Raw genomic sequence first — 23,459 nt, 5'->3', positions numbered from 1 at the left:
GTCTTGGTGCGACCGCTAGGCAAGTCCTATCTGCCCCCGCCCGGATCGCGCATCAGTGCCTTGATCTCGGCGACGTGACGCTCACCGGCGCGCGCCGCCTCAAACTCGATGCCACGGTAGGCGGCCAGCACCGCGTGCCCGGTGGCCGTGACGTTCGCCCCGCCGCCCCTGGCCCCGCCCCGCGTGCGGTCCACCAGCGGTGCGCGGAACATGGCGTTCATCACCTCGACCAGTTGCCAGGCCCGCTTGTAGCTCATCCCCATCTCGCGCCCTGCCGCGGCGATCGAGCCGGTGCGGTCGATGCGTTCCAGAAGCTCGGCCTTGCCCGGCCCGATCATCTCATCGGGGCCGAACACCAGCCGGATGCGGAACTGCGGCGTGTCGGTCATGGGGCTCCTTGACGGGTCGCGCGGGGCGAGGCACCCGCCCCGCGCGCGGTCTTGTCTATTCGACGGTCTTCACCAGTTCCCAGCTGCCATTGTTGATGCGCGAGACGAACACCTCGTCGGCGCCTTCATGGTCATCGGCCGAGAAGGTCACGGTATTGCCCGAGATCTCGTCGCGATAGTTCAGGTTCTCCAACGCCGCGATGAAGTTCTCGCGCGTGAGGTCCGGCCCGGCGGCCTCAAGCGCCCGCACAAGCAGTTCGGCGGCCGAGCGGCCCAGGACCGCGCCGGTCGAGGGATAATCCTCGCCGGTGGCTTCCTTGAATTCGGCCACCCATTCCTGCACCGCCGGATTGTCCAGCCGGGTTTCCAGATCCTGCCAGCCGGAGCCGGCATAGACGCCGGACATCACGCCCTGCGCGGCAAGGCCCTTGGCCACCACGGTGTGAAAGCCCGCGCTCGACACCACGAAGCGCACGTCATCCATGCCCAGCTTGTGCGCGGTCGCCACCGCGTTGATCATCTGGCTGACGCCCAGCGCGAGCCCGACGGTGTCGCAGCCCGATTCCTTGACCTTGCCCAGCGCGCCGGTGAAGTCGCTTTCATCGGGCTTGTGCGAGACCTCGGCCCCGATTTCCAGCCCGCGCTCTTCGGCGATGTCGTTGACTGCCGCCTCGATCTCCTGCCCGAAATCGGTCGGCAGGATCATCAGGCAGAACTTCTGCGCGCCTTCCTCGTCGACCAGGTATTCCAGCGTCGCGCGCACCCCTTCGTAATAGGACGCGGTGCCGCCGAACTTCCACGGCTCCAGCGGCTCGACCATCTGGCGTGCCGCGGTCAGGGGCGAGATGTTGGGCACGCCTTGCGGCCCCATCAACTGGAACATCGCCAGGTTATGCGGCGTGCCGAGGCTGAGCAGCATCGCGAACACCTCGTCCTTGTTGACCAGCTTGTTCGCCGCCTGCGCGGCCTTGGGCACCTGGTAGCCGTGATCCTCGACGATATAGGTGATCTTGCGCCCGTGCACGCCACCGGCGGCGTTGATCTTGGCGAAATAGGCCTGGGCTGCGGCCACCGCGGGCACCGAGAACGGCGCGAAGATGCCCGACAGGTCATGTCCGCCGCCGATCTTGATCTCGTCGTCCGAGACGCCCGGCGTCTGCGCCAGTGCGGGCGTCGCCAGCGCCAGTGTTGCCGTCATGGCGATTGCCTTGAGTGTTTTCATGTCTTCCTCCCTGCTATTCGACCGGTTCGCCGGTCAATACATACTGTCTATCAGCGCCTTGTGGCGTTCGTTCACATAATTCCGCTTGAGCTTCATGGTCGGCGTCAGTTCCTCATCCTCGGCCGTCAACAGGATGTCGATCAACCGGAAATCCTTGATCTGCTCGACCCGCGCGAAATCCCGGTTGGTATCGGCCACCACCTCGCCGATCAGTTCCACCACCTCGGGCGCGCGGGTCAGCGAGGCGAAGTCGGAAAACGGGATCTGTTTGGTCTGGGCGAATTTCTCGACGTTCTCCTGGTCGATCATCACCAGCGCGGTCAGGTATTTGCGCCCGTCCCCGATCACCACCGCGTCCGAGACATAGGGCGAGAACTTCAACCGGCTTTCGATCTCGGCGGGCGTGATGTTCTTGCCGCCTGCGGTGATGATGATGTCCTTCAGCCGCCCGGTGATGGTCAGAAAGCCCTGGTTGTCGATCCGCCCGACATCGCCGGTGCGCAGCCAGCCATCCTCGGTAAAGGTCTCGGCGGTCTTGTCGGGCTTGTTCCAGTAACCGGCAAAGACCAGCGGCCCGTGCACCTGGATTTCGCCATCCGGCGCGATCCGCAGCCTGGCTCCCGGCAGCGGCTGGCCGACTGTGCCGATATGGTTGTCGTCGACCGCGTTCACGCTGGTCACGGCGGTGGTTTCGGTCATGCCGTAGCCCTCGGCCAGCGGGATGCCCAAGGCCCAGAACCAGCGGATCAGGTCGGGCGACACCGGCGCGGCCCCGGAACTGACGCGCCGTGCATTGGCCAGCCCCAGCATCCGGCGCAGGTTCGACAGCACCATCCAGTCGGCCAGCAGGTGCTGCACTCTCAGCCACCCGCCGACGCCCCTGCCTTCCTCGCGCGCCTCGGCAACGCGGCTGCCGACACCCACGGCCCAGTCGAACGCGATGCGCCCGATTGCCGTGGCCTCACCCCGCATGATCGTCAGCCGCGAATACATCTTTTCGAAGATGCGCGGCACGCCCGCGAAGGTATCCGGGCTGACCTCCTGCAGGTTCTCGAACACGGTTTCCGGGCTCTCGGCGAAATTGACCGTGCAGCCGTTGGCGATCTGGTTTTCGCAACTCACCAGCCGTTCATAGACGTGGCAGAGCGGCAGGAAGCACAACAGGTTGTCGTCATGCCGGAAATCCAGAAGCTCGCGCCCGGCGACAAGCTGGAAGATCACGTTGCGATGGGTGATCACCGCGCCTTTCGGCGGGCCGGTGGTGCCGGAGGTATAGATCAGCATCCGGGGGTCTTCGGGGCGCACCGCATTCAGCCGGTCCTCGAACAGGGTCGGGTGCTTTTGTTCCTCGTCGGCGCCCAGCGCAATGAAGTCGTCGAAGAACATCACCTGCGGGTCGGAAAACGTCGCCAGCCCCTCGCGCTCGATCACCACCACCAGTTCGATCCCCGGCATCTGGTCGCGCGCTGCCAGCCATTTGTCGAGTTGCTCGTCATCCTCGACAAACAGCACCCGCGCACCGGAATCGCCCGCCAGATAGGCAAGCTGGGTGGCGCTGTCGGTGGTGTAGACGCCGGTGGGGATCGCGCCGATGGCGGCAGAGGCGAGGTCGATATAAAGCCATTCGCGCCGGTCCTCGGCCAGGATCAGCACCGGCTCGCCCGGCGCGACGCCCTTGGCGATCAGCGCCAGCCCGATCCGCCGCGCACCCCGGTAATAATCGTCCCAGCTATAGCTCTGCCAGATGCCCAGTTCCTTCTCGCGATGCGCCACCGCCGCGCCCTCGGCCTTGCAGCGCGCGGCCCAGAGCTTCACGACCGTGTCGTGCCCCTCGAAGGTGATCGGCTCGGCTGTCACCGGGTTCATCTCCATGTCTTGCGCCGTTTCCATCGTTTCTGGCCGCGCTGGCCCGCCTCGCTCTTGCCCAGATAGAACTCCTGTATGTCCTCCGAGTTGCGCAGGGTCTCGGCGTCGCCCGCCATCACGATCCGCCCGGTTTCCAGCACATAGCCCTTATGTGCGGTCACCAGCGCGATATGCGCGTTCTGTTCGACCACCAGCATGGTGACGCCCTGCTCGGCATTCAGCCGGGCGATGATGGCGAAAATCTCCTGGGTCAGAAGCGGCGACAGGCCCAGCGAGGGTTCATCGAGCAGCATCAGCCTTGGCCGCGCCATCAGCCCGCGCCCGATCGCCAGCATCTGCTGTTGCCCGCCCGACAGGAAGCCTGCGGCCTGACGCTGACGTTCCTTGAGGATCGGGAAGTAGGAATAGACCAGCGCCAGATCTTCGGCATGGCCGCCCTTGCGGGTATAGGCCCCCAGACGCAGGTTTTCCTCGACCGACAGATAAGGAAACACCTCGCGCCCCTCGGGCACCAGCGACAGGCCCTTCTGCACGATCCGGTCCGGCTCCAGCCCGGTGATCGGGGTGCCGTCAAAGGTGATCTGGCCCTTTTCCGGGTCCATCAGCCCGGCGATGGTTTTCATCAGCGTGGTCTTGCCGGCGCCGTTGGCGCCCAGAATGGTGACGATCTCGCCTTCTTCCACGTCGATGGACACACCGCGCAGCGCCATGATGGCACCGTAGAAGGTTTCGACGTTGCGCACCTCCAAGAGGCTCATGCCGCGTCCCCCGTCCCGAGATAGGCCGCCTGCACCTCCGGGTCGGCCTGCACCTCGGCCGCCGTGCCCAACGCCAGCGGTCGGCCATTGGCCACCGCCAGCACCCGGTCCGAGACCTGCGTGACCAGCCCCATGTCATGCTCGACCATGAGCACCGTCAGCCCCATGTCGCGGCGCATGTCCTCGATCCAGAACGCAACGTCCTGACTTTCCTCGACCGACAGGCCCGAGGCGGGTTCGTCGAGCAGGATCAGCTTTGGCCCCAGCGCCAGCGCGCGCCCGATCTCGACCACCTTGCGCACGCCGTAGGGCAGGCCCGCGATGTGCTTGCCGCGATAATGCTCAAGCTCGAGAAACGCGATCACCTCCTCGACGCGGCGGCGATGCTCGCGCTCTTCGCGCCGCACCTTGGGCAGGAACAGGATGTCCTGAACGAAGTTCGTGCGCCGGTGGATGTGGCGGCCCATCAGAAGGTTGTCGAGCACCGTGGAATGATCGAACAACTCGATATTCTGAAACGTCCGCGCGATGCCCAGCGGCGCGATCTGGTGCGCCTTGAGCGCGGTGATGTCGGCGCCGTCGAAATGGATGCGCCCGCGCGTCGGCTCATAGAGCCGCGAGATCAGGTTGAAGATGGTCGACTTGCCCGCCCCGTTCGGGCCGATGATGGCAAAGACCTCGCCTGCCTCGACCTCGAACGACACGCCGTCGACGGCTTTGACACCGCCGAAATGTATCGCCAGATCTTCGACCGCGAGCAGGCTCATCGCATCCGCTCCGTCTTGAGATAGGTCTTTTGCCGTCGGAACATGTCACGCCGCGCCAGCGGGAACAACTCCCACCACACCCGCAGTTTCAGCCAGCGGCCATAGAGCCCGGTCGGCTCGTAGATGATGAAGCCGATCAGGATCAGCGAGAACACCATCGTGTCGAGGCCGGGAATGCCGCCCAGGTCGATCCCCAGCGTCGCATTGGCGCTGTCGCGCAGGATCGAGATCAGTTGCGGCACGCCGGTGATCAGGATGGCGCCCAAAAACGCCCCCGGGATGAAACCCAAGCCCCCGATGGTGACGACCAGCAGCAGGTTGATCGAGATGAAGATGGAAAAAAGCTCGTAGTTGAAGAACCCGATGTAATGCCCCATCAGCGCACCGGCCAGCCCGGTGACGCCCGACGACAACCCGAAGGCCAGCGCGCGGGTGCGGGTGACGTTGATGCCCAGCGCGCGGGCCGAAACCTCGCTGTCGCGCACGGCCAGGAACGACCGCCCGGTCGGGCTGCGCATCAGGTTGGCATAGCCCCATGTCACCAGCGCCACCACGACGAGGCAGAGCCAGTAGAAGTTGTCGAGCGCGGCGTAGCGGTCGAAGCCGATGCCCGCGATCTCGATGGTGGGGGCAAAGATGCCGCCGATGCCGCCGGTGATCGGGGCCAGCAGGATCACCATTTCCTCGACGATCACGAACACGGCGAGCGTTGCGATGGCAAGGTAGATACCCGACATCCGCACCGCCGGCACCGCGATGATCGCGCCGAACACGCCCGCCACCAAACCGGCCACCGGAAAACTCAACAGGAACGGCCAGCCGATGTTCATCAGCGCCGCGTCGGTATAGGCGCCGATGGCCAGGAACGCGGCATGACCCAGCGACACCTGCCCGGTATGGCCCACCAGCACCATCAGCCCCATCCCGGCTAGCGCCCAGATCAGCGTGTTGGTCGCCTCGGCAAGGTAATAGTCCCCGACCAGAAACGGCAGCGCCGCCATGACCGCGAGCAACAGCGCGATGCCCCAGCGTTTCCATGCGTGATCGTGCAGGTCGATATCGGGGTCATAGCTTGTCTTGAACACAACCCGCATGGCTCAGACCTTCTTGGCCTGGATCTGCGCGAACAGCCCGCCCGGGCGGGTGACCAGCACGATCAGCATGATGATATAGGGCGACATCTGCGCCAGCTCGCCGGGGGCGTAACGCGCCGCGATGGGCTCGACCACGCCGATCAAAAGCCCGCCCAACAGCGCGCCGGGCAACGAGCCAAGCCCGCCGATCACCGCGGCGGCAAACGCCTTGATGCCCAGAAGCCCGATGTTGGGGTCGATCGCGCCCTTGGCGGCATAGAGCACGCCCGCCACCGTCGCCACCGTCCCCGACAACCCCCAGATCAAGGCGTTGATCCGCATCACCGGCACGCCCACGATATAGGCCGCCATCTGGTTCTGACTGGCCGCCTGTGCGGCCAGCCCGATGCGGGTGAAGGCGAAGAAGGCCCACAGGCCCAGCGTCAGGATCAGCGTCACCACGATGGCCAGGATGTCAGCCATGCCGATCACCACGCCGCCGACGCGGAAATTCATCCCCGCGAAGGGTGTCTCCAGCACCAGCGGCGAATAGCCCCAGATCGACCCGGCGGCGAACCGCAGCACGAAACCCAGCGCGATGGTCAGGATCACCAGTGCGAACTGCGGCTGGCCGAAGATGCGGCGCACCACCACCCGCTCGATCCCCCAGCCGATGCCGAACATCAGCACCATCGCCACGATCACCGCGATGCCGAACGGCAGGCCCAACTGGTCGGAATTGCCAAGCCCCAGCGCCACGAAAGCGCCCAGCATCATCATGTCGCCCTGGGCGAAATTCACGCCTTCGCTGGCCTTGTAGATCAGCACAAAGCCCAGCGCGACCAGCCCGTAGATACAGCCATTGGCGAGACCGCCAATCAAAAGCTGGAAAATCTCCATGCAGTTCTTCGCGCGGACCAGGCCGCGCGCCTCCCGAACCATGCCGGTCCCGCATCTGACGGCGGGTTTTCGGCCAGTTTCCATGAGTTAACAGCACCGCTTCGAACTCCGTCAACCGCCAAGATCGTGATGCTTGCTTGACCCCACGTCGCCTTCGCTTTGTCGCGCCGCGCCCCGACGCGGCGTAATGCTGGACGCGAGGCGCCCGCGCGGGTCTGCATGGGTCCAAAGGGGCTGACCATGACCGAGTTTCACTATCACCGCGACCCGGACGGCATCGTCACCGTCACCATGGACATGACGGGGCAGTCGGCCAACACGATGAACGCCCGTTTCCTGCCCGCGATGCAGGACACGCTGGCCCGGCTCGGGGCCGAAAAGGGGCTGGCCGGTGTCGTCTTCGCCTCGGCCAAGAAGACCTTTTTCGCCGGCGGCGACCTCAAGGACATGCTCGCCGTCAAGACCGTCACCGAGGCCTATTTCGACCGCACCCAGGCGATCAAGGCGACTTTCCGCGCGCTGGAAAAGCTGCCGGTGCCGGTGGTGGCCGCGATCAGCGGCGCGGCGCTGGGCGGCGGCTACGAGTTGTGCCTGGCGTGCAACCGCCGGATCGTCGCCGACCACCCCAGGGCGGTGGTGGGTATGCCCGAGGTGACGCTTGGCCTTTTGCCCGGCGGCGGCGGCGTGGTGCGGCTGACCGCGCTTCTGGGGCTGGAAAAGGCGCTGCCCTTCTTGCTCGACGGCCCGCAGGTGCAGCCCCGCGACGCGCTTGCCGCCGGGCTGGTGGACCAGGTGGTCGCAACGGCGGATGACCTTATCCCGGCAGCAAAGGCATGGATTCTCGCCAACCCCGAGGCGCACATCCAGCCCTGGGACGCGCCCGGCTTTTCCCACCCCGGCGGCACACAGATACGTGACCAGGTCGCTGCCGCATCGGAACGGATCTACCAGAAAACACGCGGGCTGATGCCGGCGCCGGAAAAGATCCTAGAAATCGCCGCCGCCTCGCTGACGATGCCGTTCGATGCGGCCCTCACGCTCGAGACGCGCGGCTTCATGGCGCTGATGACGACGCCCGAGGCCAAGGCGGCGATCACCACCTTTTTCCTCGGGATGCAGGCGGTCCGCTCCGGCAAGCTGCGGCCCGAGGGCGACCCCTGGCAGGCGCGATCCTCGGCGGTCATCGGTGCCGGCATGATGGGCGCGGGCATCGCCCATGCCCATGCGCAACGCGGGCTGGCGACATGGCTGAAAGACACCGACACCGCCCGCGCCGAGGCGGGCAAGGCGCATGCGGTCGCACTTTGCGACAAGGCCATCGCGCGTGGGCGGATGGATGCGGCAGGCAAGGCGGCGCTGCTGGGCCTGATCACGCCCAGCGCCGGGGATGCGCCGCCCGGCAGTGTCGATCTGATCGTCGAGGCGGTGTTCGAGGATATCGACCTCAAGGAACGCGTAATCGCTTCGACCTGGCCGATGCTGACCGAAGGCGGCATCTATGGCACCAACACCTCGACCCTGCCGATCTCGGTGCTGGCCGAGGCCGCGCCCGATCCGTCCCGCGTGATCGGCCTGCATTTCTTCAGCCCGATCGACCGGATGAAGGTGGTCGAGATCGTGGTGGGCAAGGCGACCGGCCCCGATACCCTGCGCCGCGCCTATGACTACGTGCGGCAGATCGGCTACCTGCCCATCGTGGTGAACGACAGCCGGGGCTTCTTCACCTCGCGGGTGTTCGCCACTTATCTCGACGAGGGCTGCCGGTTGCTGATCGACGGCATGGCGCCGGACCAGATCGAGCGCGCGGCGTGGCTGGCGGGGATGCCGGCGGGGCCGCTTGCGGTGTTTGACGAGGTGTCGCTGATCCTTGGCCAGAAGGTGCGCCAGACCCACGCGGCGCTCGATGCGCGGCTGGGCGAGGCCAGCGGCTTTGGCCTTGAGAACACCGCGACCCGGCAGGTCACCGACGCGATGATTGCGACCGGGCGCGGCGGGCGGCACTATGGGGGCGGGTTCTACGACTATCACGGGGACGGGACCAAGACGCTGTGGCCGGGGCTGGCCCGGTTTGCCGAGGGGGAAGGCGTGACGATGGAAGCGGCGAAGGAACGGCTGATCTACCGGCAGGCGGTCGAAACCCTGCGCTGCCTTGACGAAGGCGTGCTGCGCAGCGAGGTCGAGGCCAATCTCGGCGGCATCCTCGCCATCGGCTTTCCGCCTCACACCGGCGGCCCGCTACAGTTCATCCGCGGCATCGGCCTCGACACATTCGCCACCCGCGCCCGCGACCTTGCCACGCGGCACGGCGACCGGTTCGCGGTCACCGACAGCGCGTTCGACCGGCTGCGCCAGACAGGGGACACGACATGACCGGACCGCTCAAGGGTCTTCGCGTGGTCGAGATGCAGGGCATCGGCCCGGCACCGCTGGCCGGGCAGTTCCTGGCCGACATGGGGGCCGAGGTGGTGGCCATCGTGCGCCGCTCCGGCCCGCCCGATCCGACCGATATCAATGCGCGCGGCAAACGCTCGGTCGCGCTGAACCTCAAGCACCCGGACGGGGTCGCCGCAGCGCTTGCGCTGATCGGGCGGGCCGATGTGCTCATCGAGGGGTTTCGCCCCGGCGTGATGGAGCGCATGGGGCTTGGCCCCGACACCTGCCATGCGCTCAACCCGGGGCTGGTCTATGGCCGGATGACCGGCTGGGGGCAGGACGGGCCCTGGGCGCAGATGGCCGGGCATGACATCAACTACCTCGGGCTGACCGGGTTTCTGCACGCCACCGGCAAGGCGGATGACGTGCCGACCCCGCCGCTCAACATCGCGGCGGATTACGGCGGCGGCACCATGTTCCTGCTGTTCGGCATCATGGCGGCGCTGTGGGAGCGGCAGGGTTCGGGCAAGGGGCAGGTGATCGACGCCGCGATGGTCGACGGCGCCTCGGCGCTGATGGCGCTGGTCCATAGCTGGCGCGCGCGCGGCGACTGGAGCGAGACGCGCGAGGCCAATCTGCTCGACGGCGGCGCGCCGTTCTACCGGACCTATGAATGCGCCGACGGCAAGTTCCTCGCGGTCGGCCCGCTGGAGCCGCAGTTCTTTGCGGAACTGGTGGCGCTGGCCGGGCTGCCCGGGGATCACAGGGCCACGCAGATGGACCAAGCCGCGTGGCCCGACCGTCGCGCCGCCTATGCCGAGGTGTTTCGCCGCAAGACCCGCGATGAATGGGCCGCGATCCTCGAGGGGTCGGATGCCTGCGCCACGCCGGTGCTGACATGGTCCGAGGCGCCGGATCATCCGCACATGGCCGCGCGCGGCACCTTCACCGAGGTCGGCGGCGTCACCCAGGCCGCGCCCGCGCCACGCTTCAGCCGCTCGACCCCGCGCGCGCCGCAACCGCCCGCAGCACCCGGCGGCGACACCGAGGCGGTGCTGTCCGAGCTGGGCTATGACGCGATGGCGCTGGCCCGGCTGCGGGCCGAGGGCGTCCTGCCCTAGGACAGTTTCGGAAACAGCTTGAGCGCCTCTGGGTTGTCCAGCGCGCCGACGTTCTTGACCTCGCGCCCATGCACCACGTCGCGCACCGCAAGCTCGGAGATCTTGCCCGACTTGGTGCGTGGGATGTCGGCCACCGGCAGGATCTCGGCCGGCACATGGCGCGGCGACGACCCGGCGCGGATCGCCTGTTTCACCCGCTTGATCAGCGCGTCGTCCAGCTCATGCCCCTCGGCCAGCGCCACGAACAGGATCACCCGCTGGTCGCCGTCCTTGTCATGCCCGATCACCACGGATTCGCGGATCTCGGCGAATTTCTCGACCTCGGCATAGATCTCGGCGGTGCCGATCCTGACCCCGCCGGGGTTTAGCGTGGCGTCGGACCGGCCGTGGATGATGAAGCCGCCATGTTCGGTCTTCTCGGCATAATCGCCCTGGCACCAGACGCCGGGGAACAGCTCGAAATAGGCCGCGCGCAGGCGCGAGCCGTCCTCGTCGCCCCAGAAGCCCAGCGGCTGCGGCGGGAACGGTGCGGTGCAGACCAGTTCGCCTTTCTCGCCGGGTTTGGCGGGGGTGTCGGGCGCGGTCCAGACATCGACCGCCATGCCGAACCCCGGCCCCTGGATTTCACCGCTGTAGACCGGCCGCGTCGGATCGCCGCCGACAAAGCACGACACGATGTCGGTGCCGCCCGAGATCGAGGCCAGGTGCAGGTCGTGTTTCACCGCGTCATGCACATACTCGAACCCGTGAACCAGCAACGGCGAGCCGGTCGACAGCACGGTGCGCAGCTTGGGCAGCACATGCGCCACCTTGGGCGCGTAGCCCGACTTGCGCAGGCTGTCGATATACTTGGCCGAGGTGCCGAAATGGGTGAACGCCTCGTCGGCGGCGTATTTCCACAGCACGTCCGGCCCCTTCACGAAGGGCGAGCCGTCATAGAGCATCAACACCGCGCCGCGCGCCAGCCCCGAGGCCAGCCAGTTCCACATCATCCAGCCCAGCGTGGTGAAATAGAACAGCCTGTCGCCGGGCTTGATGTCGGCATGCAGCGCGTGTTCCTTGAGGTGCTGCAGCAGCACGCCGCCGGCGCGATGCACGATGCACTTGGGCGCGCCGGTGGTGCCCGACGAGAACAGGATATAGAGCGGATGGTCGAACGGCATCCGCACGAAGGTCGGGTCGGTCGGGGTTTCGGCGCCGATGAATTCCGCATAGGTCACGCCGCCGCGCAGTCCCTTCGCCACTTTGCCCGCATCCCCGAGGTAGTCAACCACCACCGCCGTCCCGACGCTCGGCAACCCGTCGAGGATACCGGCCAGCTTGTCGGCCATCTCGATGCGCTTGCCGTTGTACCAGTAGCCGTCGACCACCAGCATCACCTTTGGCTCGATCTGCGCAAAGCGGTCCAGCACCGCGCGGGTGCCGAAGTCGGGCGAGGCCGACGACCAAGTCGCGCCCAGCGACGCCACCGCCAGCACCGCCGCGATCGCTTCGGGCCGGTTCGGCAGCAGGCCGGCCACCCGGTCGCCCTCGCCCACCCCGGCGCGCGCGAGCGCCTGTTGAAGTTGCGAAACCTGGTCGACCAGATCGCCCCAGGACCAGCGCTCTTCGGTCTTGTCCTCGCCGCGAAACACCATCGCCGGCGTGTCCCGGTCACGCGCGCCCAGTGCCAGCATATTCTCGGCATAGTTCAGCCGTGCCGCGGGAAAGAACCGCGCGTCGAGCATGCCCTCGCCGACCAGATAAGGAGCCGCGCCCTTGTCGCCGACCACGCCGAAATGATCCCAGATCGCCGACCAGAAGGCGTCGGGTTGTTCCAGCGACCACTGATGCAGGGCCAGGCTGTCGGGCAGGCTCGCCTCGCCCTTGTCGGCCAGAAAGCCAAGGAACCGCGTGATTTCGCTTGCCTCGATACGCTCGCGGCTCGGGGTCCAGATCGGGTCGGTCATGTCACGCTTCCTGTTTGCAGTCGGCCTATGGGGAATGTTCGACCACTCCCCGGCGGTGGCGTCAAGCAGTCGGGCTAGCGACCGCTCCGCTTGCGCACGTAAAGCTCCATCCGGTGATGCACGATGTCATAGCCCATCTCGGCGGCGATCTCGGCTTGCAGCTTTTCGATCCGGTCGGAACAGAACTCGATCACCTCGCCGGTTTCCACGTCGATCATGTGGTCGTGATGCTCGGCCTCGGCATGTTCGAACCGGGCCGATGCGCCTTCGAACAGGTGCCGGTGAATGACGCCCTGCTCTTCCAGCTCGGTCAGGGTGCGATAGACCGTCGACAGCGATATCCCCGGCACGGCCTCGTCGGCACGGCGGTGCAGTTCCACCGCGTCGGGGTGGTCATCGGCGGCGGCCAGCACATCCACCAGCGCGGCACGCTGGCGGGTGATGCGCACGCCGGCATCGCGAAGCGCCTGGGTCAGCCGCTCGCTGCGCTGTTCGGTCCTCGTCATGGCCCATATGTGCACTTCAGGCCGCCCCGCATCAACCATTTGTTGCAAATCACTCGCAACTGACTTGACAGATGCAAATCATTCCTAGATGCAAAAGACGACAGAACCGGAGATCCCTATGAACACCCGACGCGCTTTTCTCGGCCTCGCTCTCGGCCTTGCCCTGACCGCAAACCCGCTGGTGGCCGATACCGGCAAGCTCAAGGTCGTCACCACCTTCACCGTGATCGCCGACATGGCGCAGAACGTGGCGGGCGACGCCGCCGAGGTGGTCTCGATCACCAAGCCGGGGGCCGAGATCCACGGCTACCAGCCGACGCCGCGCGATCTGCTCAAGGCGCGGGACGCCGACCTGATCCTGTGGAACGGGCTGAACCTGGAGCTTTGGTTCGAGCAATTCCTCGCCAATCTCAGCGAAGTGCCCGCCGCCACCGTTTCGGACGGGATCGAACCGATGCCGATTTCCGGCGGCAACTATGACGGCAAGCCCAACCCGCATGGCTGGATGGCGCTGACCTCGGCGGAGATCTATGTCGACAACATCGCGCGGGCGCTGTCCGCCGCCGACCCCGACAACGCCGCCACCTACGCCGCCAATGCCGAGGCCTACAAGGCCGAGATCGCCGCCGTGATCGCCCCCCTGCGCGACGCCGCCCGCGCCCTGCCGGATGAAAAACGCTGGCTGGTTACCTCCGAAGGCGCATTTTCGTATCTGGCACGCGATTTCGATCTGCGCGAGCTGTTCCTGTGGCCGATCAACGCGGATGCCCAAGGCACGCCGCAACAGGTGCGCGCGGTGATCGACGCGGTGCGGGAGCATGACATCGGCGTGGTGTTTTCGGAATCCACCGTTTCGGACAAGCCCGCCAGGCAGATCGCGCGCGAAACTGGCGCGCGTTATGGTGGTGTGCTTTATGTCGACAGTCTGAGCGAGCCGGGCGGCGCGGTTCCCACCTATCTCGACCTGTTGCGCGTGACGTCCGAAACCATCGTGGAGGGGTTATTGCAATGACCGAAGGCATCCGCGCCGAAGGTCTGACCGTCACCTATCGCAACGGCCACACGGCGCTGCGCGATGCTTCGTTCTCGATCCCCACCAGCACGATCACCGCCCTTGTCGGCGTGAACGGCTCCGGAAAATCGACCCTGTTCAAGGCGCTCATGGGCTTCGTGCCCGTCGCCGCTGGCACGGTCGAGCTTCTGGGCCAGCCGGTGCGCGCGGCGATGCGGGCACAATCGGTGGCCTACGTGCCGCAGGCCGAAGAGGTCGACTGGAGCTTTCCCGTCCTGGTCGAGGACGTGGTGATGATGGGCCGCTACGGCCACATGGGATTTCTGCGCCGTGCACGGCCCGCCGACCGCGAGGCGGTGGACCGCGCCCTTGAACGGGTGAACATGACCGCGTTTCGCGACCGCCAGATCGGCGAATTGTCCGGTGGCCAGAAAAAGCGCGTCTTTCTTGCCCGCGCGCTGGCGCAGGATGCCAAGGTGATCCTGCTGGACGAACCCTTCACCGGCGTCGACGTCAAGACCGAGGAACAGATCATCGCGCTGCTGCGCACCCTGCGCGACGAGGGCCGGGTGATGCTGGTCGCCACCCACAACCTCGGTTCGGTGCCCGAGTTCTGCGACCGGGTGGTGCTGGTCAAGGGCACGGTGCTGGCGCATGGCCCGACCGCCGAGGTCTTTACCGCCGACAACCTGCGCGTGGCCTTCGGCGGCGTGCTGCGGCACTTCATGCTGGAAGGCGAACATCTGCACGACGACGAAGATCCGCGCCGGCTGGATGTCTTTACCGACGACGAGCGCCCGCTGGTGTTCTACGACGATGCGCCGCGCACGGCGGAGAGCGAGAAATGAGCCTGCTGCTCGAGCCGTTCGGCTATGCCTACATGACCAACGCGATCTGGGTGTCGGCGCTGGTCGGCGCGGTCTGCGCGTTCCTGTCGGCCTACCTGATGCTCAAGGGCTGGTCGCTGATCGGCGACGCGCTGTCCCATTCCATCGTGCCGGGCGTCGCCGGGGCCTACATGCTGGGCATCCCGTTCGCCTTCGGCGCGTTCCTGTCGGGCGGGCTGGCGGCGCTGGCGATGCTGTTTCTGCGCGCCCGCTCGGGGCTGAAGGAAGACGCGGTGATCGGCCTGATCTTCACCTCGTTCTTCGGGCTGGGGCTGTTCATGGTGTCGCTCAACCCGATGGCGGTGTCGATCCAGACCATCACGATGGGCAACATCCTTGCGATCACGCCCGAGGATACGCTGCAACTGGTCATCATCGGCGGCGTGTCGCTGGTGGTGCTCATGGCCAAGTGGCGCGACCTCTTGGCGGTGTTCTTCGACGAGGTTCACGCGCGCACCATCGGCCTCAACCCCGGCGCGCTGCGGGTGGTGTTCTTCACCCTTCTGGCCGCTTGCACCGTGGCGGCGATGCAGACGGTCGGGGCGTTTCTGGTGATCGCACTGGTGGTCACGCCCGGCGCCACCGCCTACCTGCTGACCGACCGTTTTCCCCGCCTGATCGCCCTGTCCGTCGCCATCGGCGCATCGACCAGCGCCATCGGCGCCTATGCCAGCTATTTCCTGAACGGCGCGACCGGCGGCGTCATCGTGTGTTTGCAAACCGCGCTGTTCCTGCTCGCCTTCGTTTTCGCCCCGACGCACGGAATGCGCGCCGCCCGCCGCCGCGCCCGCACCGCCCTGAGAGAGAGCGCATGATGGAAACCCTGCTGCTCCCGTTCCAGTTTCCGTTCATGCAGAACGCCCTGTGGATCACCATGCTGATCGCCCCGGCCGCCGCGCTCCTGTCATGTTTCCTGGTGCTGAAAGGCTGGTCATTGATGGGCGACGCCACCAGTCACGCGGTCCTGCCCGGCGTGGTGCTGGCCTACATGGCCGGCATCCCCCTGATCATCGGCGCGTTTCTGGCGGGGCTGTTCTGCGCGCTGGCCACCGGCTTCATCAAGGACAATTCGCGGGTCAAGCAGGATACCGTGATGGGCGTGGTGTTTTCCGGCATGTTCGGGCTGGGAATCGTGCTCTATACGCGGATCGAGACCGATCTGCACCTCGACCACATCCTGTTCGGCAACATGCTTGGCGTCGGGGCGGCCGACCTCTGGACCTCCGGCAGCATCGCAGGGGCGGTCGCGCTGATCCTGGTGCTGAAATGGCGCGACATCCTCGCCCACGCCTTCGACCCGGTGCAGGCGCGGATGGTAGGGCTGGCGAGCGGAACGATCCACTACGGCCTGCTCGCGATCCTGTCGGCCACCATCGTCGCGATGCTGTCCTCGGTCGGGATCATCCTGGCCATCGCCTTCCTGATCGCCCCCGGCGCCATCGCCTTTTTGCTGACGCGACGGTTCGCGGCGATGCTGGCCATGTCCGTCGTGGTGGCGCTGGTGGCGGGCTTTTCCGGCATCTACGCCAGCTTCTGGCTCGACAGCGCCCCGGCACCGACCATCGTGCTGATCCTGACAGCGGTGTTCCTGCTGGCGCTGGGCTGGCAGGAGGTCAGGCAAAAGGCGCGGGTCGGGGAGTAGCGGGGGCGCCAAAACGCTCTGGCTGTGCTGAGGTGCCGCCATCGAGGCCAGGCGACCAGAGGAACTTGCTCGGGCATAGGACTGGGCGACCTGACCAGTGACCAAGCGAGCCGCGCTTCTTCCACCCCCACAAACGCAAACACCACCCCGGAGGGCGGCGTTCAAGCGTTTGATAATGCGTTAGGATTTGGTTGCGGGGACTCGAATTGGACTTTGGCGACCTTTTTTGATGGTGGGGTAGCGATCAGGCGGAAGTGTTGCCGTCTGCCTCACCATTTTTCCTCGCTGCCGCCTCCGCAGCAGCCGTTTCCGCAGCTGCAGCTTTTGCCGCTTCCTCCTCCTCCTTCCAGCGGTCGACCTGCTCCTGTGCACGCTCTGCGACGCCCATGGGCGCCTTGGCGTGCTTGAAGAGCCGGCGGCGGTTGGTGGCGGTGGCAAAGCAGCCGAGTTCGAAGAACGCCTCTTCGATCTGCTCGGGCGCCGCTTCCTCGAGCCACTCGAGCCAGGCGTCGAAGGTTTCCGCGATGGCCATGCGGGCCTCGCGCTGGACCTTGTCGTCCTTGCGGGCCTGCTGGTCGGCGATATTGCCGACCGAAGTCATCGCCTTCTCCATGCGCAGTTGCATCGCGGGGGTCATCTTGAACTGCGACGAGCGGGGCTTGCGGACGGGTTTCTGGGACAGGGATTTCTTCATTTTTTGGTACTCCAGTCTTGCGTTTGCAGTGTCACCGGAGCCTTAGTTTTTCGCCCACCGCATCCGGCTTCCGCCGGACATGGATCTGCAAAATTTTGGGACTTAATCGGCGGAAGAAAAAAGTTTGCAGATTGACAGCTATGTGGTTGAAACAATTGAATATGTTTTTCACCAAAGTTCCCTTTTCCTTTCAGGTGAAAGATTCCGGTGGTTTTCGCGATCCCTTTTCAGGGGTCGCCGATACCCGGTTTGGAGCCCGTCGAACGGCCTCTGGCGCGCGGATCCAGCGCCATGATCTTCGCGGTGAGCCTGCGCCGGATCTGAGCAATCCGTTGCCGATGCGCGATCGGGAAGTCGCGGACGATTTCGACGATCACGTCATCGGCTGCCTTGATCTCGGCGAGCTCGGCCGCGACCCGTTCCTCGGCCTCACGGTGAGTCCTTGCGTCGGCGCTTGCGCGCAGTCGCTTCGCGGCGGCCCGGAAGGCCTTTCTCGCGGCGGCAAAGCCGCGGGAGGCCTTTTGAAGCAGCAATGGTGATGGTGGCTTCACGCCAGCACCAATGGTTTTCAGCGTGCGTCCGTCCGCGTCGATCTCGCCCGCTGACACCGCATCAGCGAAGGCCAGAACCGTCGAGGCGTCCTCTTCCCGCGCGGCGACGTCGCGCTGCCGGGTCTCGAGATCAGCGGCCTTCTCGGCGAGGCGCTTCTCTTCTTTCGCGCGCCACTCCGCCGGTCGGACATGGCGGGGGTTGACCGGAGGCGTTCGCCCGTTGTTCAACGCATCGCGGATCGCCTGCTTGCGCCGCTCACCTCGCACGAGGCCGATCGCGCTGAACCACGCACCCACACTGTCCTGCGCCGACTCGTAATCCCTGATCAGCGGTTGGGCCGATGGCTGAAGCACCCGGCATTCGGTCCCGTATTTCTCAACGGTCGCGCGCGGCATGATCACCGCGTGGATGTGATAGGCCTGCTCGTCGAGATCGGCACGGGCGTGGATCACGTCGTCGCCAAAGTTTTCGAGCAGCCATTCCACTGCCCGCTGTTCGAACCGTTCCTCCTGTGTCGTGCTGAACTCCACGTCGCTGCTTTCGGTCTGCGCGAACCACTCCTTGTTGGCGGTCAGGATGAGTTCGCGCAGCGGGCCGTGGCGGGAAGCGCGCCACGGGTCGCGCGGGCCTTCGATGCGCCGTTTCGCCAGGTCCTTGCGGCGGTTGCGCCGGTCGAGATCCTCGAGCTCGGCCGCGAAACCCTCCATTTTCATCAGCTCGATCTCGGCCAGGGCCTCCTGCGCCCAGGTTTCGCTGCCGAGCAAGCGGCGCGGTTTGGGCCTGTCGCGGTCAATGTGACCGAGGTCGCCGCCGCGGCGCATGCGATGCGCCTCGTAGCCGCCGATATCGCGCGGATCCATGCCCTCGAACCGCAGGACCACCGGGAATTTATTGCTCGCCATTCTGACCTCCGAAGATTGAGGTCAGGAAATGGGTTCATGTGTTTTCGGATGGGAGAAAACGGACAAACGCGTGCGCGAAAGGTTGTGCTGGGGCATTTTACTCACTAAACAGCCCGCACTCCGGCGCCTGCGGCACCTCTGTTCGGCCTGCCGTTCGTCCGGGCGCTGCCCCGGAACCCCGCCCGCCGGGGGCGCCTGTGCGGCGGGCCCTCCTGCGCGGAGGGCGGCAAGGTCATCGTTCCGCACTCCCCTTGCATCCCCTGCTCCCGGGGGAGCGTCGTTCCGCACTCCTCCCCCGAACCCCCGCCTGCTCGCACGGGCCGTTCGCCACGCCCCTGCACCCCAAGGCGTCTCCCGACAGGCTGGGGGCATTGCGCACCCCCCAGACCCCGGCGGTTTGCCGGTGGTGGAGTGGTTCAGCTTGCAAAACGCCCCTATCCATCCGCAACGCGCTTCTTGTGACGCGTTTCGGATGGATGGGAGGTGGATCATCAGGTGGGGTTTCAGGATCGGCCAGGATCTGCCGTTGATCCGGTAACGCTGATGCTGCGGCTGCTGCCCGCATTCCGGAAATTCGCTGCAAGCGCAAAGGCCTCTGGAAGATTAAAGCCGCACTAAGCAGTTTTTTGTCCAACTATCTTCACCGGCAGCACATCGTCGTCTCGGCGCTGTGAGGCTGGTCGTGAGGGAAAGTTCTGCACTTTTGCAGTCAACTACTTCCGTTTTGGTTTTGGCCCTCGACCTTTTCTCTGAGGTTTGGTTTTGCCATTGACCTCAATTTCTTCGTAGGGTGCTTTCCCATGCGTTATGAAGTGCAAAAGTTCAGTTCTGGCAATCTCAAGTTGCTCGTCCCTAAGCGAAGAACGAATACTGCCGATTTCGTCGAAGTATCTCTTTGCCGCTTCTTTGGCAGTATCATTCTGATTGTGCTTAATCAGAACTCTAATGTGGGACCTCGCCAGGGTGGCGATTGCATATTGATCCGAACCGCTGGATCGATTTGCATGAAGATCTTCGAGTGTGGTCACCGCATGCCCAACGAGTTCGGCGACAGAGCTATTCCAAACACTTGCGTGTTCGGCAACTCGGAGTTGAACGTCCGCTAGTGCGTGAGCGGCAAAGTCATTTTCCGGAAAAGCTTGTATGGATTTTTAAAGAACGGGAAGTGCATCATCAAATCGTTTCATAGAAGAGAGATATTGACCGTATTGAAGCCAAAAATGACCATCTCTCTGGAATTCTAACTCAAACTGACTGTAGATGTCAGATGGAGCATTTCGCGCGCCCTTAATTCTAAAAATCTCTTTCAGAAAATTATTATTAAGAAGAAAGCGAAACAGGATGCCATCCTGCCGCCCAACACTTTTTATCACCGGGACATCAAATCTTGTAAAAGACCTAAGCATTGAGACGATGGCGCTTTTCAAATGTTCTGTAGTGGCAACATTCTCCAACACATGCCGGACGTAGACCTCATGACGTGCCACCAAGCGACCATTTCGATCCTCGAATACAATTCCATCCAATTCCTGAAGGGCGCTGGGAAATGATTTCTGTCGCGATATACGGTCGTATGCCTCTTTACTCAACCCGCTATTTATTCCGGATCGAGCCAATGTCGCAATGCCACAAATCAAGAACAAGTACCGACTATCGTCATCTGGGAGGTCATTATACTCTGCCGCAATAATCTCACGAAACTTCCCAGACTGCGTTACTTCCTTCATGGCGATCAAAAGTTGACTTCGGGATCTATCGAATTCCTTCACCCTATCCTGCGGAGACATTTTGTGGAATCGGGGCGCTGGAACAAATGAAAGGATAACATTCGCCAATTCCTCGTAGTCTTCAGGCGAAAATCTCTGGAACTCGAATGATCTATAATTCACACCCTCCAACCGCCTTCGAATGTGGTTCTTCCATTCTTTGGTTCTTGCGTCGCCGACAAATAGCATTCGGCCCGAATCGACCGACAGAAGATCTTCCGCAAACGAGTCGCCAAAAAGAAATGACTCTCCAAAGTAGACAACGATTTTTTCATCGGGGTAAAGTCGAGCGAGTAGATCAATTGCCGACCTCAAAGAAGGAATGTTGCCACCGAGTTCATAGATTGGAATACGACCTCCGTCACCGGCAAGCTGTTTCAAAGCCTGCATGACGGCAGTAGTCTTTCCGCTTCCCGATTGGCCATACGCCACAAAGAGGCGTTCGTCAGATTGAAGACTCTCTTCAAGTTGATCTATCAGGGAGCTTGTCTGGTTGAGTCGTGGCGGAATGCCGGCAAAGATGACTTCCCAACTGGGAGGTTTTCCTTCCAAAAAGTGTCGTGCAGCGGTCTTAATCTCGGTATCTGAAAGTTTGTGTATTGAGATACTGCCTTGGCCGTCTGCTATCACGCGCAGATGCTTTGCCACACCCAAGTCGGACGCAGTGACTCTACCTCGTTGCGCCAATGCCTTTCCCATCGCACCACGACTGGCGAGCGCTGATTCAGGTAAAATCCCACCCGTATTTGTCTTCTGTCTCAGAAAAGCGACGAAGTCAGATAAATAGCCTGTGATGACCACTATGCCTCGCGCTTCGAGTTCTGCTAGCTGAATAGGGGTAAAATTATCTGGAGTAACTAAGAACGCAACACCAAGTCCCTCGTTACCTCGTGGGCGCGCTCGGTCTAGCTCCAAAGAAAGAATGGGTTCCTTCAATTTGCTTCCAACAAAGACCGGCAGTTTCTCGACGTAATCGGTGATCGCTTGACGATACCAAGGATGTCCTTTGGAAATAGCTTCACTGTACTCTGCCTCGGAAAAGATGTAGCCATGCTCTGGCTTCCACGCCTCACCATGCAAGTGCACGACCTGCAAAAATGCTATATTGTCATCTGGAACTACTGGATCAATCATTCCATTAAAAGTCTTCATCCTTTGGGCAGTGTGGCGGCAATTGGTTACGGTGTCATCCAAATTCCATGTATAGAGTCGCGCCCAAGTGAGTTTCATCAACGCATTCAATTCAGTTGACGGCTCACAGTGTTGAAACTCCTCGCGCAAGACGGCCTCAAACTGTTCGCGGCTGATCCTACTACCAACGACAGCTGTAACTACACTAGGAAGCGATTCATCATAGTAGTCGAGTCCGCCCATTTCCGCGAGTTTCGCAGCAAGTTGCCAACCCTGCATAATCTTGTTGCCAGCCTTGGAAAGGCTGGTGGCAGATGCGCCCGCGCCAAGGAACAGGACCGCGTCCCCTCGTTCAATTGCACGGATCAGGACTTTTTCATCTTCAGCTTTAAGCTCAACCATCAAAACTCCACCCGTCTTTGCTCGAATGCCAAAATAATACTATCCCAGAATGGACAATGAAGAGCATGCTACTTTGCTGCTAAGGCATTTGCCACAGCAAGTTGACGGGGTAGTGCCCCGTGGCGTGGTGTAGGAACTGGCATTCACCTGCTTCTTCATAGCTGGTGTCGCTCGTTCACTGAGCGGCGATCATTGCCGTCTCGTCATCATGGTTGCACAGGGCCGTCAGCTTTTCCACCGGCATGTAGCGGCGGGAGACGGCCCACTCATCATTTTGCTCCAACATGAGCGCCCCGACGAGGCGGACGACGGCCTCGCGGTTGGGGAAGATGCCGACGACGTTGGTGCGCCGCTTGATCTCCTTGTTGACGCGCTCCAAGGGGTTGGTGCTGTGCAATTTCGAGCGCAGGCTCTCGTCATAGGCCATGTAGGCCAGCACGTCGTGTTCGGCGTTCGCCATTGTCCTCGGACCAATGGCGGACAAAGGCTCGCTCCATCAGTTCGGCGACATCGCGGAACCGGTCACGAAGGTTGTCGGCGACTTCGCGCCAGCGGGCATGGGCCCGGTCGCGGTTCTTCTCGGCGAAGACGGTCTTCACCACGGCGCTGACCACAGGCTTGTTCGCCTTGCTTACGCGGGCCAGCAGGTTGCGCTGGAAATGCACGCGACAGCGCTGCCACCCGGCGCTCAGGACCTTGCGCGCAGCAGCCTTCAGGCCCTCATGGGCGTCGCTGATGACCATCTGCACGCCGCGCAACCCGCGCCGTGTCAAAGAGCGCAGGAAGTCGGTCCAGAACGTTTCTGCCTCGGATGGCATGACGGTGATCCCCAGGATCTCGCGCCGCCCGTCGGTATTGACCGCCACGGCCACTATCACCGCCATGGAGACGATCCGCCCGCCCTCGCGCAGCTTGACGTAGGTGGCGTCGAGCCAGAGAAAGGGCCAGTCGCCCTCCAGCGGGCGGTTGAGGAACGCCTGCACCCGCTCGTCGATCTCCTCGCACAGCCGCGAGACCAGGCTCTTGGAGGTGCCCGTCAACCCCATGGCGCGCACCAAATCATCAACGGACCGCGTCGAAACGCCATGGATGTAGGCCTCCTGTATCACGGCCATCAGCGCCTTCTCGGCGGTCCTGCGCGGCTCGAGGAAGGTCGGGAAGTAGCTACCCTTGCGCAGCTTCGGGATGTTCAGGCCGATGGTGCCCGCGCGGGTATCCCACTGGCGCGGCCGGTAGCCGTTCCGCTGGTTCTCACGGTCCGGGCTGCGCTCGCCGTGTCCGGCCCCGCAGACAGCGGCCACCTCGATGTCCATAAGCCGCTGCGCGGCGTCCTGGATCAGCTCGCGCAAAAAATCCGCGTCATCGCTCTTGGCGATCACGCCAGGAAGGTCGATCATGGCATCGGTCATCGTGTTCTCCTTCGTTGTCATCGGTCGTTGAACAACCTCAGACTACGAAGAAACGCGGTGGCCGCCAGCCCGGCCGCGCGCTGCGCTAAGCCAAAGGCTTCGCGCGCGGCCTCCTACACCATCCCCGGGGACACTACC

The 23,459-nt window shown here is 63.8% G+C and carries 19 protein-coding genes and 1 pseudogene; 6 read left to right on the top strand and 14 right to left on the bottom strand.

Features of this window, described 5'->3' with window-relative positions; genetic code table 11:
- Positions 1-26 precede the first annotated feature (26 nt).
- Genes FVF75_RS04140 through FVF75_RS04110 form a run of 7 tightly spaced genes read right to left on the bottom strand, consistent with a single transcriptional unit; the run spans position 27 to position 6,975 of the window.
- Positions 27-389 (bottom strand): winged helix-turn-helix domain-containing protein, encoded by a 363-nt coding sequence (locus FVF75_RS04140; protein WP_148376514.1) that lies wholly within the window; start codon positions 387-389, stop codon positions 27-29.
- A gap of 55 nt (positions 390-444) precedes the next feature.
- Complete coding sequence (locus FVF75_RS04135; RefSeq protein ID WP_148376512.1) at positions 445-1,611, bottom strand: ABC transporter substrate-binding protein; 1,167 nt, start codon at positions 1,609-1,611, stop codon at positions 445-447.
- A gap of 33 nt (positions 1,612-1,644) precedes the next feature.
- Positions 1,645-3,501: an AMP-dependent synthetase/ligase gene (locus FVF75_RS04130; protein WP_246137994.1), complete on the bottom strand. Its 1,857-nt coding sequence runs from the start codon at positions 3,499-3,501 to the stop codon at positions 1,645-1,647.
- A complete protein-coding gene (locus FVF75_RS04125) occupies positions 3,474-4,235 on the bottom strand; it encodes an ABC transporter ATP-binding protein (protein ID WP_148376510.1) in 762 nt (253 codons plus the stop codon). Before FVF75_RS04125 ends, FVF75_RS04130 begins: the two co-directional genes overlap by 28 nt.
- Entirely contained in the window at positions 4,232-5,002 is a 771-nt protein-coding gene (locus FVF75_RS04120; RefSeq protein ID WP_148376508.1) for an ABC transporter ATP-binding protein, read from the bottom strand. Before FVF75_RS04120 ends, FVF75_RS04125 begins: the two co-directional genes overlap by 4 nt.
- Complete coding sequence (locus FVF75_RS04115) at positions 4,999-6,096, bottom strand: branched-chain amino acid ABC transporter permease (RefSeq protein WP_148376506.1); 1,098 nt, start codon at positions 6,094-6,096, stop codon at positions 4,999-5,001. Before FVF75_RS04115 ends, FVF75_RS04120 begins: the two co-directional genes overlap by 4 nt.
- A gap of 3 nt (positions 6,097-6,099) precedes the next feature.
- Positions 6,100-6,975 (bottom strand): branched-chain amino acid ABC transporter permease, encoded by an 876-nt coding sequence (locus tag FVF75_RS04110; RefSeq protein ID WP_148376504.1) that lies wholly within the window; start codon positions 6,973-6,975, stop codon positions 6,100-6,102.
- 240 nt (positions 6,976-7,215) lie between these two features.
- On the opposite strand from FVF75_RS04110, the gene FVF75_RS04105 reads away from it, so the two are divergent.
- Entirely contained in the window at positions 7,216-9,345 is a 2,130-nt protein-coding gene (locus FVF75_RS04105) for a 3-hydroxyacyl-CoA dehydrogenase NAD-binding domain-containing protein (RefSeq protein ID WP_148376502.1), read from the top strand.
- On the top strand, positions 9,342-10,469 hold the full coding sequence (locus tag FVF75_RS04100) for a CaiB/BaiF CoA transferase family protein (protein WP_148376500.1): 1,128 nt from the start codon (positions 9,342-9,344) through the stop codon (positions 10,467-10,469). Before FVF75_RS04105 ends, FVF75_RS04100 begins: the two co-directional genes overlap by 4 nt.
- On the opposite strand, the gene FVF75_RS04095 is transcribed toward FVF75_RS04100, so the two are convergent.
- Both FVF75_RS04095 and FVF75_RS04090 read right to left on the bottom strand, forming a co-directional pair.
- The gene (locus tag FVF75_RS04095) at positions 10,466-12,418 is read right to left on the bottom strand and encodes an acetoacetate--CoA ligase (RefSeq protein WP_148376498.1); all 1,953 of its coding nucleotides are present in this window, start codon (positions 12,416-12,418) and stop codon (positions 10,466-10,468) included. The genes FVF75_RS04100 and FVF75_RS04095 overlap by 4 nt on opposite strands.
- A gap of 74 nt (positions 12,419-12,492) precedes the next feature.
- On the bottom strand, positions 12,493-12,924 hold the full coding sequence (locus FVF75_RS04090; protein ID WP_148376496.1) for a Fur family transcriptional regulator: 432 nt from the start codon (positions 12,922-12,924) through the stop codon (positions 12,493-12,495).
- 118 nt (positions 12,925-13,042) lie between these two features.
- Between FVF75_RS04090 and FVF75_RS04085 the strand changes: the two genes are divergently transcribed.
- Genes FVF75_RS04085 through FVF75_RS04070 form a run of 4 tightly spaced genes read left to right on the top strand, consistent with a single transcriptional unit; the run spans position 13,043 to position 16,465 of the window.
- Complete coding sequence (locus FVF75_RS04085; RefSeq protein ID WP_148376494.1) at positions 13,043-13,936, top strand: metal ABC transporter substrate-binding protein; 894 nt, start codon at positions 13,043-13,045, stop codon at positions 13,934-13,936.
- Positions 13,933-14,784: a manganese/iron ABC transporter ATP-binding protein gene (locus FVF75_RS04080; RefSeq protein WP_148376492.1), complete on the top strand. Its 852-nt coding sequence runs from the start codon at positions 13,933-13,935 to the stop codon at positions 14,782-14,784. Before FVF75_RS04085 ends, FVF75_RS04080 begins: the two co-directional genes overlap by 4 nt.
- A complete protein-coding gene (locus tag FVF75_RS04075; protein ID WP_148376490.1) occupies positions 14,781-15,638 on the top strand; it encodes a metal ABC transporter permease in 858 nt (285 codons plus the stop codon). The genes FVF75_RS04080 and FVF75_RS04075 overlap by 4 nt, the downstream gene beginning before the upstream one ends.
- Positions 15,635-16,465, top strand: a complete 831-nt coding sequence (locus tag FVF75_RS04070) for a metal ABC transporter permease (protein WP_187392968.1) — start codon at positions 15,635-15,637, stop codon at positions 16,463-16,465. Before FVF75_RS04075 ends, FVF75_RS04070 begins: the two co-directional genes overlap by 4 nt.
- Before the next feature lie 244 nt (positions 16,466-16,709).
- Here FVF75_RS04070 and FVF75_RS04065 read toward each other — a convergent pair whose 3' ends face one another.
- From FVF75_RS04065 to FVF75_RS04045, 5 genes and pseudogenes are all read right to left on the bottom strand, one after another.
- Positions 16,710-17,159: a hypothetical protein gene (locus tag FVF75_RS04065; protein WP_148376488.1), complete on the bottom strand. Its 450-nt coding sequence runs from the start codon at positions 17,157-17,159 to the stop codon at positions 16,710-16,712.
- A 227-nt stretch (positions 17,160-17,386) separates the two neighbouring features.
- Entirely contained in the window at positions 17,387-18,613 is a 1,227-nt protein-coding gene (locus FVF75_RS04060; RefSeq protein ID WP_148376487.1) for a plasmid recombination protein, read from the bottom strand.
- Between the two features lie 713 nt (positions 18,614-19,326).
- Complete coding sequence (locus tag FVF75_RS04055; protein WP_148376486.1) at positions 19,327-19,641, bottom strand: hypothetical protein; 315 nt, start codon at positions 19,639-19,641, stop codon at positions 19,327-19,329.
- Positions 19,642-19,764: 123 nt separating this feature from the next.
- Complete coding sequence (locus FVF75_RS04050) at positions 19,765-21,912, bottom strand: P-loop NTPase (protein WP_148376485.1); 2,148 nt, start codon at positions 21,910-21,912, stop codon at positions 19,765-19,767.
- 175 nt (positions 21,913-22,087) lie between these two features.
- Positions 22,088-23,321 (bottom strand): annotated as a pseudogene (locus FVF75_RS04045) (IS256 family transposase).
- Between the last annotated feature and the right edge of the window lie 138 nt (positions 23,322-23,459).

Origin of the sequence: Maritimibacter fusiformis (assembly GCF_008086115.1) — a bacterium.
GTDB classification, from domain to species: Bacteria; Pseudomonadota; Alphaproteobacteria; order Rhodobacterales; family Rhodobacteraceae; genus Muriiphilus; species Muriiphilus fusiformis.
The sequence above is the reverse complement of the archived record's forward strand: the minus strand, read 5'-3'. Positions and strand labels throughout refer to the sequence as shown.

Coding starts and splice junctions, on each gene's coding strand:
- FVF75_RS04140 (WP_148376514.1), bottom strand. CDS start 389: ATGACCGACACGCCGCAGTTCCGCATCCGGCTGGTGTTCGGCCCCGAT.
- FVF75_RS04135 (WP_148376512.1), bottom strand. CDS start 1,611: ATGAAAACACTCAAGGCAATCGCCATGACGGCAACACTGGCGCTGGCG.
- FVF75_RS04130 (WP_246137994.1), bottom strand. CDS start 3,501: ATGGAAACGGCGCAAGACATGGAGATGAACCCGGTGACAGCCGAGCCG.
- FVF75_RS04125 (WP_148376510.1), bottom strand. CDS start 4,235: ATGAGCCTCTTGGAGGTGCGCAACGTCGAAACCTTCTACGGTGCCATC.
- FVF75_RS04120 (WP_148376508.1), bottom strand. CDS start 5,002: ATGAGCCTGCTCGCGGTCGAAGATCTGGCGATACATTTCGGCGGTGTC.
- FVF75_RS04115 (WP_148376506.1), bottom strand. CDS start 6,096: ATGCGGGTTGTGTTCAAGACAAGCTATGACCCCGATATCGACCTGCAC.
- FVF75_RS04110 (WP_148376504.1), bottom strand. CDS start 6,975: ATGGAGATTTTCCAGCTTTTGATTGGCGGTCTCGCCAATGGCTGTATC.
- FVF75_RS04105 (WP_148376502.1), top strand. CDS start 7,216: ATGACCGAGTTTCACTATCACCGCGACCCGGACGGCATCGTCACCGTC.
- FVF75_RS04100 (WP_148376500.1), top strand. CDS start 9,342: ATGACCGGACCGCTCAAGGGTCTTCGCGTGGTCGAGATGCAGGGCATC.
- FVF75_RS04095 (WP_148376498.1), bottom strand. CDS start 12,418: ATGACCGACCCGATCTGGACCCCGAGCCGCGAGCGTATCGAGGCAAGC.
- FVF75_RS04090 (WP_148376496.1), bottom strand. CDS start 12,924: ATGACGAGGACCGAACAGCGCAGCGAGCGGCTGACCCAGGCGCTTCGC.
- FVF75_RS04085 (WP_148376494.1), top strand. CDS start 13,043: ATGAACACCCGACGCGCTTTTCTCGGCCTCGCTCTCGGCCTTGCCCTG.
- FVF75_RS04080 (WP_148376492.1), top strand. CDS start 13,933: ATGACCGAAGGCATCCGCGCCGAAGGTCTGACCGTCACCTATCGCAAC.
- FVF75_RS04075 (WP_148376490.1), top strand. CDS start 14,781: ATGAGCCTGCTGCTCGAGCCGTTCGGCTATGCCTACATGACCAACGCG.
- FVF75_RS04070 (WP_187392968.1), top strand. CDS start 15,635: ATGATGGAAACCCTGCTGCTCCCGTTCCAGTTTCCGTTCATGCAGAAC.
- FVF75_RS04065 (WP_148376488.1), bottom strand. CDS start 17,159: ATGAAGAAATCCCTGTCCCAGAAACCCGTCCGCAAGCCCCGCTCGTCG.
- FVF75_RS04060 (WP_148376487.1), bottom strand. CDS start 18,613: ATGGCGAGCAATAAATTCCCGGTGGTCCTGCGGTTCGAGGGCATGGAT.
- FVF75_RS04050 (WP_148376485.1), bottom strand. CDS start 21,912: ATGGTTGAGCTTAAAGCTGAAGATGAAAAAGTCCTGATCCGTGCAATT.